Annotated in this window: 14 protein-coding genes; 13 read left to right on the forward strand and 1 reads right to left on the reverse strand. The window is 47.2% G+C overall.

All coding sequences use genetic code 11. The features are described from left to right. Positions 1-2 precede the first annotated feature (2 nt). The 10 genes from A8806_RS09870 to A8806_RS09915 all read left to right on the forward strand — a co-directional run bounded on the left by A8806_RS09870 (position 3) and on the right by A8806_RS09915 (position 10626). The gene (locus A8806_RS09870; RefSeq protein ID WP_109731021.1) at positions 3-908 is read left to right on the forward strand and encodes an MBL fold metallo-hydrolase; all 906 of its coding nucleotides are present in this window, start codon (positions 3-5) and stop codon (positions 906-908) included. A gap of 29 nt (positions 909-937) precedes the next feature. Then, complete coding sequence (locus A8806_RS09875) at positions 938-2194, forward strand: alpha/beta fold hydrolase (RefSeq protein WP_109731022.1); 1257 nt, start codon at positions 938-940, stop codon at positions 2192-2194. A gap of 93 nt (positions 2195-2287) precedes the next feature. Next, positions 2288-3178 carry a LysR family transcriptional regulator gene (locus A8806_RS09880; protein WP_109731023.1) on the forward strand — a complete coding sequence of 297 codons (891 nt, stop codon included), beginning with the start codon at positions 2288-2290 and terminating at the stop codon, positions 3176-3178. A 220-nt stretch (positions 3179-3398) separates the two neighbouring features. After that, positions 3399-4070, forward strand: coding sequence for a hypothetical protein (locus A8806_RS09885; RefSeq protein ID WP_146203274.1), 672 nt, complete (start codon positions 3399-3401; stop codon positions 4068-4070). Positions 4071-4118: 48 nt separating this feature from the next. Next, positions 4119-5744, forward strand: a complete 1626-nt coding sequence (locus tag A8806_RS09890; protein ID WP_109731025.1) for an ABC transporter substrate-binding protein — start codon at positions 4119-4121, stop codon at positions 5742-5744. 58 nt (positions 5745-5802) lie between these two features. Then, complete coding sequence (locus A8806_RS09895) at positions 5803-6750, forward strand: ABC transporter permease (RefSeq protein ID WP_109731026.1); 948 nt, start codon at positions 5803-5805, stop codon at positions 6748-6750. Beyond that, positions 6751-7617: an ABC transporter permease gene (locus tag A8806_RS09900; RefSeq protein WP_242996034.1), complete on the forward strand. Its 867-nt coding sequence runs from the start codon at positions 6751-6753 to the stop codon at positions 7615-7617. Between the two features lie 17 nt (positions 7618-7634). Beyond that, positions 7635-8618, forward strand: coding sequence for an ABC transporter ATP-binding protein (locus A8806_RS09905; RefSeq protein WP_109731027.1), 984 nt, complete (start codon positions 7635-7637; stop codon positions 8616-8618). Beyond that, positions 8618-9574, forward strand: coding sequence for an ABC transporter ATP-binding protein (locus tag A8806_RS09910; RefSeq protein ID WP_109731028.1), 957 nt, complete (start codon positions 8618-8620; stop codon positions 9572-9574). The genes A8806_RS09905 and A8806_RS09910 overlap by 1 nt, the downstream gene beginning before the upstream one ends. A gap of 11 nt (positions 9575-9585) precedes the next feature. Further along, complete coding sequence (locus tag A8806_RS09915; protein ID WP_109731029.1) at positions 9586-10626, forward strand: hypothetical protein; 1041 nt, start codon at positions 9586-9588, stop codon at positions 10624-10626. A 71-nt stretch (positions 10627-10697) separates the two neighbouring features. Here the strand turns inward: A8806_RS09915 and A8806_RS09920 are convergent, their stop codons facing one another. After that, complete coding sequence (locus A8806_RS09920) at positions 10698-11138, reverse strand: hypothetical protein (protein WP_109731030.1); 441 nt, start codon at positions 11136-11138, stop codon at positions 10698-10700. Positions 11139-11327: 189 nt separating this feature from the next. Here A8806_RS09920 and A8806_RS09925 point away from each other — a divergent pair, with 189 nt between their 5' ends. From A8806_RS09925 to A8806_RS09935, 3 genes are read left to right on the forward strand one after another with little or no spacing between them, the layout of a single operon-like run. Then, positions 11328-12974: a glycoside hydrolase family 3 protein gene (locus tag A8806_RS09925; RefSeq protein WP_109731031.1), complete on the forward strand. Its 1647-nt coding sequence runs from the start codon at positions 11328-11330 to the stop codon at positions 12972-12974. A gap of 30 nt (positions 12975-13004) precedes the next feature. Then, the gene (locus tag A8806_RS09930) at positions 13005-13568 is read left to right on the forward strand and encodes an FUSC family protein (RefSeq protein WP_109731032.1); all 564 of its coding nucleotides are present in this window, start codon (positions 13005-13007) and stop codon (positions 13566-13568) included. Next, on the forward strand, positions 13565-14941 hold the full coding sequence (locus A8806_RS09935) for an MATE family efflux transporter (protein ID WP_109731033.1): 1377 nt from the start codon (positions 13565-13567) through the stop codon (positions 14939-14941). The genes A8806_RS09930 and A8806_RS09935 overlap by 4 nt, the downstream gene beginning before the upstream one ends. The last annotated feature ends 10 nt before the right edge of the window (positions 14942-14951 follow it).

Raw genomic sequence — 14951 nt, forward strand, 5'->3', positions numbered from 1 at the left:
ATATGAAAAGTGTAAAATTAATTGATTTTTCCAGCAGACATGAGCAGTATATTCAGAATCCGGACGGCTCATTCAGCCATATGGATGAAGCATACTTTGAGTCGGTGAAAACAGCCCCGGGGACGTGGAGAATTCTCAGTTCAGGAGATTTCTCTTATCTTGTGGAGGGAGAAAATGAAGCGCTTGCAATTGATACGGGCTACGGGGCCGGAAATATCCGTGAATATATGCAGAGCCTTACCGAAAAACCAGTCAAATCAGTGGTGAATACCCATGATCATTTTGACCATACGGCGAATAACGGTTATTTTGAACAGGCATTTATGTCGCAGGAGACAGGGCGTCTGGCGACGATTCCTTCCCCCAGCTTTGCGGGAATTACATTTCCGCAGGATTATAAGCGGATTATCATCGGGGAAGGATACATTTTTCATCTGGGGGAACGGGATCTGGAGGTTTTTGCGTTTCCGGACCATGCAGCCGGCAGCATTGTACTGCTGGACCGCCGGGAGAGGCTTCTGTTCTCCGGAGATGAGCTTACAGAAGGAGAAAAGCATCTGAACGGGGGGCTTACCTCTTTTGCGGAAAATTTAAGAAAACTTGCGGCACACCGTGGGGAGTTTGATACATTATGTGCAGGTCAGGGACACTTTGACGCAGCTGTCATTGACAGACTGCTGGCATGTGCGGAATACATTTTAGACGGACACGAGGGAGAAATTCCCCGCCCCCATAAGTTCAGGCTGCCGGAAATCACGGCACCTGACGGCAGCCGGGCCTATCACAGGCAGATGCCGCATCCTGAAGATATGCATTTTGACGGGGAAGGGGCAGATATGTCCTATCTGCGCCGGGTAGAATATGCAGGGACGAGTATCACGTATGACATTCGATTGAGAGAAAAATAAGAGAAAATGAAGACAGGAAGGAAATCATTATGAACAGTCAATATTATGAAATAAAAAATAAATATATACAACTAACCCACCGTCAGGGCGGTGTGGTCTATGAACCGGTCCGTCAGGAGGAACGTGCAGGCACGGGGATTGTACTGATGCATTCGGACGGAGACTACTATGGGTTCATTCCGGCACCAGAGCTTGCTAAAAGAGGATTTACAGTGGTGGCATCCAATGTAGGGGAATCCAGAGGGCCTTTTGAGGATAAACTGGAGGATGTCGGGAGAGCCCTGGAATATATGCAGTCGTATGAGGGAATCCAGAGGACTGTGCTTCTGGGGCACAGTGGGGGCGCCACTCTGATGAGCGCATATCAGGCAGTTGCAGAGAACGGAGTTTCTATATTTCAGGATGAACACCGGATTGTGAAGATGAGAGACATGAAGAAGCTGCCACAGGCGGATGCGGTGATGCTGCTGGATTCAAACTGGGGAAATGGCGTTATGACGCTGGTAAGTCTGGAGCCGGGGATTACAGCTCAGACATCAAGCCGCAGCCTGAAGCCCGGATTTGACCTGTTTGATCCGAAAAACGGATTTCATCCGGAGGGCTCCCGGTACTCCGATGAATTTGTTGCGAATTACCACAAAGCGCAGGAGGAACGCAACAACGCATTGATAGCATATGCTCTGGAGCGGCTGGAGCAGATTGAAGCAGGTGCCGGTGATTTTGATGACGATGAACCGTTTATTATTGCCGGCGGCTCACAGATTGCACCGAATAATAAACTGTTCCCGCAGGATATCCGGTATTTATCCCACACGCAGGAAAAATATGACTTAATCCATGCAGACGCAGCCGTAACAAATGAGGTGATCTGTTCTCTGAGAAGCCCGCACTTCGATAAGAATATGGTGACAATGAATAAATTCGCCACAGATATCACAACAATCCGTACATATTTGACCTGCTCCTGCGTCCGCACGAAGGGATTCGGATATGACAGCACCCATATGTCCGGTATTGACTGGGATTCCTCTTTCAGCTGCACGCCGGGAAATATCCGGCATGTGAGGGTCCCTCTTTTGATTATGGGGATGACGGGAAGCTATGAATTTCTGGCTGCTGAAGAAATATATAAGCAGGCACCGGGAAAGGATAAAACGATCGCATTTGTAGAAGGCGCATCTCATAATTTTACCCCACAGGAGGACGCAAAGGGGTACCCGTTTGGAGATACAGTGAAGAACTGTTTTGACTACATTGCAGTCTGGCTGGATAAACTGGGGGCCTAGAGTGTAAATCTGCCTGTTGAAATACAGAAAGAGATTCTGGTATACTGGTATCAACAATGTGGTGGTTTTACGAAAGAGGGTAGAGGTTAGGGTATGGAGACAAAAAATATTCAGGACTTTCTGGCACTGGCAGAGCTGGGGAGCTCTTACGCAGCAGCAGAGAAGCTGTTTGTATCGCAGTCCACTCTGGTACGTCACATCCAGTCTTTTGAGGAGGAGTTTGGCATCACGCTGTTTGACAGGACAAGGACTGGCTTTGTGCTGAATGAGGCGGGCAAGACATTTCTTCCATATGCGAAAAAGATTGCATTTGCACAGCAGCAGTGCTATAAGGCGCTGCACCATGAAGATGAGGAAAGCAATGTCATAAAGATTACGGCATTCGGTAAAATCATCGATCTGCTGATCGATTTTAAGAAGAAATATCCACAGTATACGCTGGAATATTATCATCCGGAGCATGCCGATATGAAGCTGCGTGAGGGACTTCTGGATGTTGTTTTTATGGCTGGGGCAGATAATCTGGATAATGAACTCGTGCTGTATCCTTTTATGAGCATCCGCATGCTTGCAGTTGTATATGATTCCCACCCGTTGGCAGACAAAGGCGCCGTATCGCTTGAAGAACTGAAGGATGAGAAGTTCGTTGCCATGACAGAGGATGCCACATTCAGCGATATGTTTATGGAGTTTTTTAACAAGCTTGGATTTACACCAGACATTACGGCCACGGCGCCGGTGGGGAATGATGTGCTTAAGATGGTAGAACAAAAGATTGGCATTGCGCTGATCCACGGAACACCAGAGTATGCTCCCAGCCGTCCGGGCCTGAAAATTCTGGATATTGTGCCAAATATAGAGTACAATATCGCTATGTGCTACCGCAATGACGGAAGTCTGTCCAAAGCGGCAGAATCATTTATCAGGTTTGCAAAGAAATGGAAGATAAACAATAAAGATATCAATCAAACACTATTAGAATAAAGATAGGCATATTATACAGAAGTCTGGTTTCACCAGGCTTCTTTTTTTGTGATATATAGAAAAAACTGCTGCACATAAAAATAAAATAAAGTAAAAATGCACAATGCGTTTTGCGCATCACAGCATCCAGATTGTGAAGTAACAAAAGCAGGAGACATATGGTAAATTCATTTTAGGGCAAGGAAACAGCATGAAAAATTCAGGTACGGGAGGGATTAATTTGGCGGATAAAAAGTGGATAAGCCATACAAACCGGAGACTGAGACAGAAGCTATATGAACGGGATGCAGATTTCAGAGGATTTCACAGCCATTCTTACCACAAGCATTTTGAGGATTATACGGAATATCGGAGAATGGGTGCCAATGGAAGGATGAAACTGGTTCGGGAATATACCGGTGTCTGGTACAGACAAAAGCTATCGCTGTGTCCGTATCTGCTGATACGAATCCTGTACGTACTATTGTCGGCAGATATGGTATTTATGCTGATCCAGGCAGGATGCAGGTTAGCCCCTACAGCCTGGTATCTGACAATCTCGGAATTCATGACTGTTCTTGTGCTGACAGCACTTAGTTATATACTGCTGATCAACTATGTGTTCGCTCCCAGGGCGATGACTGTCGGGCAATATAAAAGTGCATCCGTTTCTCTGGGCAGGATTTCGCTGGCCGCGGCAGGATGCTTTGCCGCGGATGCGTTGTTTGTACTGCTGTCTTTTTCTCAGAGCCAGACAGGATCGGGAAAAGGTACAGTTATGGCGGCAGCACAATTTTTAGCATGTGTGCTGTCCGCACTTGCAATGTCCGCTATAGAGAGGCGTGTTCCTTATGAAGTGAGCACTGCGGCAGAGCCCCACGGGGATGACGGGGTACCGATCACAGTGGATTAAACAGCCGTCTTGAGAAATCATTTATTCAATCAAAGGAGGAAAAATGAAATGAAGAAAAAAATGTTAGCATTACTTTTGGCCGTTTCGATGACAGTTACACTGGCAGCATGCGGTTCCGTAACGAACAAGGGGTCAGATTCGAAAAGCTCAGGTACGTCTGCGGAAGTGGACAGCGGGGATGCAAAAAGCCACATTCTGGAGAACGGACGTTATGATAAGCTGGTCGTGGCAATCTCGGAAGATCCACAGGATCTGGAAGGGGACGATGTCAATCTGGGATCAAGATATTACTGGATTTATGGCATTTATGAGTCTCTCTTTGACATGGCAGATGACAATTCCGGGGAGCTGGTCCCATGTATGGCAGAATCATACGAGCCTTCAGAAGACGGAACATCCTGGACAGTCAAGCTGCACAATGACATCACGGACTGGGAAGGAAATAATATTACGGCAAATGATGTGAAATATTGTTTTGAAAAAATTATTGCAGCCGGGCAGGCGATCCGCTTTGATTATTATGACTCCATCGAAGTAATTGATGACTATACCTTTAAAATGAACTGGAAGGAAGTGCCGCCGGCTATTTCAGAAATTGAATTTCCACTGGTACGAACCCTGATTTTTTCACAGAAGGCCTATGAGGACCACGGCGGGATGGCAACGACTCCGGTCGGGACAGGCTGCTATAAGGTGACGGACTTTGTGACCGGTTCCAAAGTTGTGATGGAAGCAAATGACGATTACTGGGGACTGAAGTATCAGGACCAGCTGACGGGACGCCACAAAGCTACGGTTCAGACGCTGGAACTGGATGTAGTAACAGAATCTTCAACGGCAGTTGTCGGATTGGAAAACGGAACACTGGATGTGTGCAGTTATGTGCCGCTTGCGGATGAAGAAAAGTTTACCTCTGATCCACGCTATAAAGTAGAAGAAGTCGTACAGGGCGATTACTGGTATATTGCTCCAAACGGGCAGCGAATGGGAGAAGATTTAAGAAAAGCGGTTTATTATGCAATAGACAATCAGGCTGTCTCAACGGCAATGGGCGGACAGTATGTCCCATCCACATCCCTTGGCAATTCTGCATATGCAGATTATGATGAAGCCCTGGAATTAGACGGAACCTATATTACGGATTATGATGTGGACAAAGCAAAGGATTATCTGGATAAAGCCGGTTATAAAGGGGAAACACTGAAACTTATCTGCGTAAACAATGAGACGGCCACAGCGGCAGCGCAGATGATACAGGTGCTGCTAGAACAGGCTGGCATCAAGCTGGAGATCAATGCGGTAACAAATGACACCTATAATACAATGACAAGTCCAACGTATTCGGACCAGTGGGATATGATGATCAACACAATCGGAGGACCGAGCATGGTAGGCTCATGGCACCTGCTGATGGATAATGAAGTAAACAACGGGCTTACATTTTCACTGATTGAGGATTCGAAGCTTCAGGAACTGTATGAGACAGCGACTGCAGATGCAACCCATGATACGGAGCATATGCGCGAGGTTCTGGACTATGTAATTGATAAGGGATATCTGTATTCGATTGCAAATGTCAGTACCGCACTTGTCTATACGGCTAATATGGAAGAGATGTATTACCGCGAAGGATATTACACTCCGGGTGCAGCAAAATTTATTGGACAGGAATAATTCACTAATTCTGGCAGGCATATGCTTTCCGGGTTAGATAAAAAACAGGAGGAGTCCTATGTTTCGATATATTGTCAAAAGAATATTGATGATGATCGTCATTCTATGGTGCGCCGGTGTGGTAATATTTACGTTGACATATCTGGTTCCCGGAGATGTTGCAAGCCTGATGCTGGGAAAAGAAGCCACTGTAGAAGTAATTAATCAAAAACGAACGGTGCTTGGACTGGACCAGCCATATCTGGTCCAGCTGGGCAGATATATGTATGATACTTTTATACGATTAGATTTCGGGGATTCCTGGATATTCAGCAGCTCTGTCATGGCAGAGCTCGCGGTCCGGCTCCCGAGAACGCTGCTGATCGGACTTTCCGCTATGGTGCTGAACGTTACGATCGGTACGCTCCTTGGCATATTTGCAGGAACACATGAGGGGAAATGGCAGGATTCTCTTGTGATGATAATTGCTATGGTGTTCATATCAGCTCCGGACTTTTTTGTGGCGCTGCTTTTGATCCTTTTGTTCTCCCTGAAGCTGGGGTGGCTCCCTGCATATGGCATTGAGAGTATGGCCTGCTATATTCTTCCGATCATCTCGTGTGCACTCGGCGGAATCGCAGTGAATGCAAGGCAGGCGCGCTCCAGTATGCTGGAGGTGATCCGGGCGGACTTTGTAACAACGGCCAGGGCTAAGGGACAGAAAGAAAAAGTGATCACGAGAAAGCATATGCTTCCAAATGCCATGATGCCGATTATAACAGGCGTAGGGGGCGGACTTGCCATGGTAGTTGCAGGTTCTCCCGTGATTGAATCTGTATTCTCAATCCCAGGTGTGGGCGCCTACATGCTTGCAGGTGTCAATCAGCACGATTATCCGGTGGTGCGGGCATGTGTTATCTTTTTTGCACTGTTCTGCTCCGTGGCAATCCTGATTATGGACCTGTGCTATGCCTTTCTTGATCCGAGGATCAAGGCCCAGTACAGCAAAGGAAAGAAGGTGAAGTAGATGTCAAAGACCAGAAAGGTACATAAACAGAGTCAGACGCTGGAATTCTTTCAGCGCATGACAAAGGCATTCAGTGCAAAACTCGGGATTATCCTTCTGGCACTCATTGTCCTGGTCTGTTTGGCCGGTCCGTTCTTTTCCCCATATGAAGTGAACGGCGTGGACCTGGCTAATATGTATTCCGGCCCATCCTCACAGCATCTGCTGGGATGCGATTCGATGGGGAGGGACTTGTTCACCCGTCTGATGTATGGAGGGCGGTATTCACTGGCACTGGGAATCTGTGCTTCATTATTCGGGGCGGCAGTGGGCGTCATCATCGGGTCTATCGGCGGATATTTTGGCGGCATGACCGAGACGGTTATTATGAGGCTGATGGATGTATGGTCAGCACTTCCGGGGACCATGCTTTGTATTCTTGTTTCCAGTGCAATGGGCTCAGGATTCTTCGCAACCGTGCTTGCCCTTACGGTGGGAGGCGTGCCGGGAACCGTCCGGATGATACGCGGCCAGATTCTGTCGGAGCGGTCCAGGGAATATATAGAAGCGGCCCAGTCTATTAACTGCAGTAATCTTTCTATTATGTTTAAGCATCTGCTTCCGAATGTCATACAGCCGATTATCGTGACTATGACAATGGGAATCGGCTCCTGCATCATTATGGCAGCCTCTCTTTCCTACATCGGATTGGGAATACAGCCGCCGAATCCGGAATGGGGCGCCATGCTTTCCGAAGGGCGCGCTTATATCAGGACGTATCCGCATCTGATACTGGTTCCGGGGATTATCATTGCTTTGGCGGTGTTTGCAATCAATCTGATGGGTGACGGCGTGCGCGATGCACTGGATCCAAAACTGAGAGACTGATAAAAGGAGGAGACAAGATGTCTGATCATAAAAAGGAAATATTCCTCTCTGTAAAAGACCTGAATGTGATTTATACGCAGTCCCATAAGGTAGTCCATGCTGTAAACGGTGTATCTTTTAGCGTGCCAAAAGGTACAACACTGGGATTGGTAGGAGAGACCGGTGCAGGAAAGACGACGATAGCAAAATCAATTCTTCGGATTCTGCCTGATCCGCCCGCGAAAATACTAAGCGGGGAAATCTGGATGGATGGGGAGGAGCTGCTGAAAAAACCGGAAGAAGGAATGCTGGATGTCAGAGGACAGAAAATTGCTATGATATTTCAGGATCCTATGACAGCGTTAAATCCTTTGATGACGGTAGGCGACCAGATTCTGGAGGTTCTGCTTCTGCATAATAATTATGGCAGAGAAGAAGGCATGAAGCGTGCAGGTGAAATGCTGGAGACCGTAGGGATTCCGGCGGAAAGATATGGAGAGTATCCGCATCAGTTTTCCGGTGGCATGAAACAAAGGGTAGTGATTGCGATGGCGCTTGCATGTAACCCGGAGCTGCTTCTGGCAGATGAGCCGACGACTGCACTGGATGTTACGATACAGGCACAGGTACTGGATCTGATCAACCAATTGAAAGAGAAGTTCAGGACCTCCATGATTCTGATTACACACGATCTGGGCGTGATCGCCCAGACCTGTGATAATGTCGCAGTCATCTATGCAGGAAAAATCGTTGAAAAAGGCTCGAAAGAAGACTTGTTTGACCATCCCTCACATCCTTATACAAAGGGGCTGTTTGATTCACTGCCCAGTCTGGCAGGAGACGACGAGATGCTGCATCCGATTGCAGGCATGCCTCCGGACCCAACAAATCTGCCGCAGGGCTGTGCCTTTTCACCGCGCTGCCCTTATGCGTCAGAGGCCTGCAGGGAGGGTGACATTCCGATGCAGGAAATCTCACCGGGACATTTCTGCGCATGCATCAGGAAAGGGGGACTTAAGTGATGGGTGAAGAGTTTATAAAGGTAGAACATCTGAAAAAATACTTTAAGGTACCTGCCGGAACGAACCATGCGGTTGATGATGTCAGCTTTGCCATTCAAAAAGGTGAGACTCTGGGAGTCGTAGGAGAATCGGGATGTGGAAAGAGCACACTGGGGCGTACTTTGATCCATCTTTTAGAGGCAACAGACGGGAATATCTGTTTCAAGGGACAGGATATTACACATGTAAAAGGAAAAGAACTGAAAAAAATCAGGGAGAAGATGCAGATTGTATTTCAGGACCCTTATTCCAGCCTGAATCCTCGTCTGCGCATAGAAAATACAGTGATGGAGCCTTTAAAGCGTTCCGGACGCTTTCATTCGAAGGCAGAACTGAGGGAAGAGGCGACCCGGCTGATGGAGCTGGTAGGCATTGATGAACGTCTGCGGATGTCCTATCCCCACGAGCTGGACGGCGGACGCAGACAGAGGGTCTGTATTGCCCGTGCGCTGGCGCTCAATCCGGAATTTATTGTCTGTGACGAGCCTGTCTCCGCGCTGGATGTATCAATACAGGCGGCAGTGCTCAATCTGCTTAAAGAGTTGCAGCAGCAGATGGGGATGGCTTATATGTTTGTTACCCATGACTTATCGGTTGTGAGACATATTTCCGATAACATATGTGTGATGTACCTTGGACAGCTTGTGGAAAAAAGCAGTACGAAAGAGTTGTTTAGCAATACACTGCACCCCTATACAAAGGCACTGCTGTCAGCAATCCCTTCTACAGATATTCATCGTCCGATGCAGCGGATTCAGCTGAAGGGTGAAATTACAAGTCCAATTAACCCCCGGCCCGGATGCCGTTTTGCCTCACGCTGCCCGTATGTGCAGGAAAAATGCCATCAGCCGCAGATATTAGAGGAAGTATCACCAGGACACTTTGTATCTTGCTGCCGGAACAAAGAAATCGGATAAGGAGGCAGGCTATGAATGCAATTTCTGCTTTTGCAAATGGAACATTTGATCCCGGGGCATTCAATACGTTTGAGTATGGAATGAATGCTTTTGAAATGCAGTATGTCTATAAAAGCTATAAGGATGCACCGCTGCATCCTTATGTTTTAAAATACTGGAAAGCACGTGATGTGAAGAAGAAAATATACGATCTGGGGAATCATGGCAGGGTATATTCCGTCCTTTCCCCCCTTCAGGCAGAGATGGGGCGAAGCTATCCGGTTATCTACTGCTATCATGACAGCTCGGATGACATATTCTGTGCCGAGACTTATGGATATAGTGACCTGATTGCAAAGGAGAAGCTCATCTGCGTATATCCCGAGTACCATCTGAAAGAACTGAAAGGGCTGGAGGATGATTTCCGGTATATCATGCATCAGTTAGAAGAAAACGGATATGCCGTTGACCGGGAACGGATCTACGTAACTGGTTTTGGCTATGGGGCATCGGCTTCGGCCAAACTGACAGTACGGTTAAAGGACAGGCTTGCAGGCACGGGCCTCGTATGTGGAGCACATATATTCAGAGGCAGTGAGCTCGCAGGAATTTTAAAGGAATCTGTGAAAGAGTCCTGTCCGAAACAGGCTCTTATCTGCATCGGAGGAAAGATGGACGGGAAAAATATCTGGCCTCTGGAAGAGGAAGCGTATATCACTACATTTAATCAATGGATGCTGAAATTTGCACAGGCAGAAAACTATCAGCAAATCAGCCTCGCCAGATCTCAGGATATCTTCCATAACTCTGAGGACAGAGTAAAGCGTGAATTTGGTCTGGATTTTGATCATACGTGGATGGATTATATGGAGGGAACCTACTGGTACTGCGGACAGTATGAAAATGTATCGAAGATGCCTGTGGCCAGATTTATCAGTGTAGAGGGACTTCCCCATATACATTGTAAAAATGTGGCTGTACAGGTATGGGAATATTTGAAACGATTCCGAAGAGACCCCGCTTTTGGGACATTGGAATACATACAGGAAAAAGAGACACAACAGCCGTTTTGAAAGGAAAAGGAGGAGCTGCCATAAAACAGCTCCTTCTTTTTATTTGGCTGTAAATGCCGGTAAAGCAGTATTTAAATTGCTCCGGCCCTTTTCCAATACTTCCTAAGCTCCTCATATGCCGAGTAAGTAGTATCGGTATTTTCATAATTAAAAACAGCCGTTTTTTCCGCATCCTTTATCAGAATACAGGAGCCAGCTCTGGATGAGGCATAGGCCTGATATGTGCCAAGAAGGTCACTGCACCACAGACCGTACATGTTACCGCCGTTTGATATACTGCCGTCCAGACATTTTCCGTAATCAGGTTCTTCTACGAATGAGATTTCCTGTACATTCTTCAGAAGAAATGTGGCGGAGTCAGATTCCCCACCGGAAAATGTGACGGAAAGGTCATTTTCTGAGAACTGCATGGAGGCAACGGGCTGGGAATAAAAGAAATAATATACGCTAATCAGTACAAGGACCGCCAGCAGAAAAAGGGTGTTGCGTTTTTTAAAATCTCCATGAAACATAAAATCTCCTCCTAAAAGTTTTCTCTTCTTATTTGATTATAAATGTATATGAAGGAGAGAGCCCCTTATATTTTGCATTACAGAGACTGAAATGTGCATCATACAAACTTTTATTTCCTGTTTACAATATAAAGAAAGAAGGGCTGTATTTACAGTTCTGCGGAAGGATGCAAGGAGGTAAAAATAAGGATGACAGAGAAAATCAATCTGGCAGGGAACCCGTTCTACTTAACGGGAGAGCAAATCAAGTGGGTAGAAGATGCTTATCAGAAACTTACTGTGAAACAAAAGATAGGACAATTGTTTTGTGTTATGGGGCAGGATTACAGTATTGAGGAGTTGACGAATATGGCTGCAGAGCAGGGAGTAGGAGCCGTGCTCTACCGTCCGGCCCCGTCAGGGGAAATCCGGGAGAACTATGCAAGGCTCGATGAGGCAGCCCCGGTACCGTTACTGAAAGCAGCCAACCTGGAAGAGGGTGGTGCGGGAGGAACTGCGGAGGGAACACTGTTCGGATGGCCGATGATGGTCGCAGCGACAGATGATTTGTCGATGGCGGAGAAATTTGCACAGGTCTGTGCGGCAGAGGGGCGGGAAACCGGTATAAACTGGACCTTCTCTCCGGTTTCGGACCTGGATCTGAATTTCATGAATCCCATTACGAATGTCAGGTCCTATGGAAGCAGCCTAAAGCGCGTCATGGCGTTTACCGAGGTTTACATGAAGACAGTACAGGAATGCGGCGTGGCGGCATGTGCAAAACATTTTCCCGGGGACGGTGTCGATTTCAGAGATCATCATCTGCACCCTACTTATAATAGTCTTTCATCAGAAGAGTGGTATGCATCCTATGGAAGAATCTACCAAAACATGATAGACAAGGGACTTCTCAGTATCATGGCGGGCCATATTGTACAGCCGAATGTGGCAATGAAAAAAAATCCGGATCTTACCATCGGGCAGTGCCTGCCGGCATCACAGAGCAGGGAACTGCTGACGGGAGTTTTAAGGGAAGAGTTCCACTTTAATGGGGTGATAACAACCGATGCTACAATTATGGGCGGTTATTGTATGACGATGCCCCGGCGGGAAGCTATCGTGGCTTCCGTTATGGCGGGCAGTGATATGCTTGTTTTTAACACGGATTTTCAGGAGGATTATCAGTATATGATGGATGCTTTAGAAAGTGGTGCATTGACAGAAGAAAGACTGAATGAGGCCGTTCTGCGTGTTCTTGCATTAAAAGCAGCTGTGTGTCAAAAGGTATTTGTTCAGCCCGAGACAGATGCCCGCGGATGGCACAGAGAGTGTGCAGATAAGGCGGTGACACTGGTAAAGGATATCCAGCACATTCTGCCGGTGACAACAGATAAATACTCCGTAATTCGGCTGATTGTAATCGGAAGGGATGATATACGGGGAAAAAGTATGACTGCGACAGCCGTTTCCTATCTTGAACAGGAAGGCTTCAGGGTGGAGGTATACGAACCTCTCAGGGATGACCTCCACGGCAGTAAAGGTCTTCCCGGAGACAGGCTGACACTGTATCTGGCGAACATGGAAACGGCGAGCAACCAGACAACGGTACGTATCGGGTGGTGTCCGAAGCATGCCCTCGAAATACCGCGCTTTGTTATGGAGGAGGATGCAATTTTTGTATCCTTTGCAAATCCTTACCATTTGCAGGATATCCCAAGAATCCGTACATATATCAATGTCTATACGGCAACCGAAGATAGCATTTATGCAGTACTCGATAAAATTATGGGAAAAAGTGAATTCAAAGGCGTGAGTCCGGTAGATGCATTCTGCGGGCTTACGGATACGAGATTATAACAGTACAAATACCAAAAGGAGGGAACGAAATTGCAGCCTGAAGAAGTAAAAGTAAGCTGGCTGGATGTCAGGATAGCGGTGGCAGTTATGCTCTGCAGCCTGACTGCGGCAATGCTAAATCATTTTGGAATCAAATTTACGTTTGGAGAGATGAAACTGGAGGTGATACAGAAAATGACAGCATGTATAGCATGCCTGCTGTGCTGCCAGGATAATACGAAGATCAGCCTGAAGGCAGGAATAAACCGTTTGATCATTACGGCGCTGGGCGGGATTGTCGGTATCGCTGTCATCCTTATTGATGGTGCACTGGGAAATGAGTGGGGGCTTTCTGTCATGGTCGGGGTGGGGGTTTTGCTGACCCTGTTCCTGTGTAAAGCAGCCAAAGTACCTTATATCAATGCGAGGATTGGCGGGGTCACTTTCGTACTGGTATCCTGCACCCTGTCCGGAAATGCCAGGATATGCTATGCAGTGTTCAGGCTCATTTCAACATGTTACGGCGTACTGGTTGTCATGCTCGTGACATGGGTATTCAGTAAGGCAGTAAGAGAAAAGCCGGATAAGTGTCAGGGGGAAGTTCTGAAAGCATGAAAACGCAGTCTAATATTGAGAAAAGGGATCTGACAAGCGGGAGTGTGTTTCATACACTGATCGTATTTTCACTTCCTTTTATGCTCTCTACATTACTTCAGACATTGTACAGTATGGTGGACATGATGGCGGTCGGAAATTTTGTCGGGAAGGAAGGTTTGTCTGCCGTAGCGACGGGCGGACAGCTTATGGAGCTTATCACCGTATTCTGTGTCGGGTTTTCTACAGCGGGACAGATTATCATCTCCCAGCATATGGGGGCGCATCAGGAAGCAAAAGTCTGCAGGATCAGCGGTACTCTATGTACAATACTGGCAGGACTGGCTCTCTTCTTAACGGCAGTGGGTATTCTGGGGGCAGATGTATTTCTGAAAATTTTGAATATACCGCCGGAAGCGGAGGGCCTTGCACATACATATGTTACCATCTGCAGTCTGGGAATTTTGTTTACAGGATTCTACAATATGATTGCGGCAGTGTTCCGGGGGATGGGGGACAGCAGACATCCGCTGCTCTTTATCGCCATTGCATCTGTTATTAATATTGTACTGGATCTGTTCTTCATCGGGGTTCTGAAGTGGCAGGTGGCGGGCGCCGCTGCCGCAACGGTGATTGGACAGGCATCCTCTGTAATATGTTCTGTCATTTTTTTGTACCGGCATCAGAAAGAATTTTATTTTTCTTTCCAGCTTCAGAATTTCAAACCAGACAGGCAAATGGCAAAGATGCTGCTGAGTCTGGGCATCCCTCTTGGTTTACAGTCCAGTGCAGTACAGATTTCATTTCTGTTTGTTAATAGTATGATTAACGGGCTCGGCGTATCTGTGTCTGCTGTATTCGGGGCAGGGCAGAAATTGAGGAATATACCGGGCATCATGACGCAGGCAATCGGGCTTGGGGCCACCGCGATGATCGGGCAGAGCTTTGGTGCGGGGTTAACAGATCGGGTGTCAAAAATCTATAAGAGTGGCTGCATGGTAAATGCAGCGATCGGAACCGTGATAACCGTTGTATTCTTTCTTTTTCCGGAGGCATCCTTCCGTCTGTTTACTACGGATAAGGGAGTGCTTGAATATGCACCCGTATTTATGTTTACCCTGTTGATTGAAATACCTGCCAAGATCTTCATGCCGAGCGGGAGCGCCCTGATAAGCGGCGTAGGAAATACAAGGCTGTCTATGACGCTGGCATTGTGTGATGCATTTGCCGGAAGAATATTCCTGACCTGGCTGTTTGGAAATAAGCTGGGACTCGGTGCCTTTGGATGCTTCTTAGGATACACGCTGGCTACTTATGTGACTGCTGTCCCGCAGGTGGTTTATTATCTGGCCGGAACATGGAAAGGGCGGAAGCGCCTCATTGCAGAATCGTAGAAAGGAGAGC

Source organism: Faecalicatena orotica (genome assembly GCF_003149245.1).
GTDB lineage: Bacteria > Bacillota > Clostridia > Lachnospirales > Lachnospiraceae > Faecalicatena_A > Faecalicatena_A orotica.

Bases quoted from the DNA above. Each gene is read 5' to 3' on its own strand.
- A8806_RS09870 (WP_109731021.1), top strand. From the start codon at position 3: ATGAAAAGTGTAAAATTAATTGATTTTTCCAGCAGACATGAGCAGTAT.
- A8806_RS09875 (WP_109731022.1), top strand. From the start codon at position 938: ATGAACAGTCAATATTATGAAATAAAAAATAAATATATACAACTAACC.
- A8806_RS09880 (WP_109731023.1), top strand. From the start codon at position 2,288: ATGGAGACAAAAAATATTCAGGACTTTCTGGCACTGGCAGAGCTGGGG.
- A8806_RS09890 (WP_109731025.1), top strand. From the start codon at position 4,119: ATGAAGAAAAAAATGTTAGCATTACTTTTGGCCGTTTCGATGACAGTT.
- A8806_RS09895 (WP_109731026.1), top strand. From the start codon at position 5,803: ATGTTTCGATATATTGTCAAAAGAATATTGATGATGATCGTCATTCTA.
- A8806_RS09900 (WP_242996034.1), top strand. From the start codon at position 6,751: ATGTCAAAGACCAGAAAGGTACATAAACAGAGTCAGACGCTGGAATTC.
- A8806_RS09905 (WP_109731027.1), top strand. From the start codon at position 7,635: ATGTCTGATCATAAAAAGGAAATATTCCTCTCTGTAAAAGACCTGAAT.
- A8806_RS09910 (WP_109731028.1), top strand. From the start codon at position 8,618: ATGGGTGAAGAGTTTATAAAGGTAGAACATCTGAAAAAATACTTTAAG.
- A8806_RS09915 (WP_109731029.1), top strand. From the start codon at position 9,586: ATGAATGCAATTTCTGCTTTTGCAAATGGAACATTTGATCCCGGGGCA.
- A8806_RS09920 (WP_109731030.1), bottom strand. From the start codon at position 11,138: ATGTTTCATGGAGATTTTAAAAAACGCAACACCCTTTTTCTGCTGGCG.
- A8806_RS09925 (WP_109731031.1), top strand. From the start codon at position 11,328: ATGACAGAGAAAATCAATCTGGCAGGGAACCCGTTCTACTTAACGGGA.
- A8806_RS09935 (WP_109731033.1), top strand. From the start codon at position 13,565: ATGAAAACGCAGTCTAATATTGAGAAAAGGGATCTGACAAGCGGGAGT.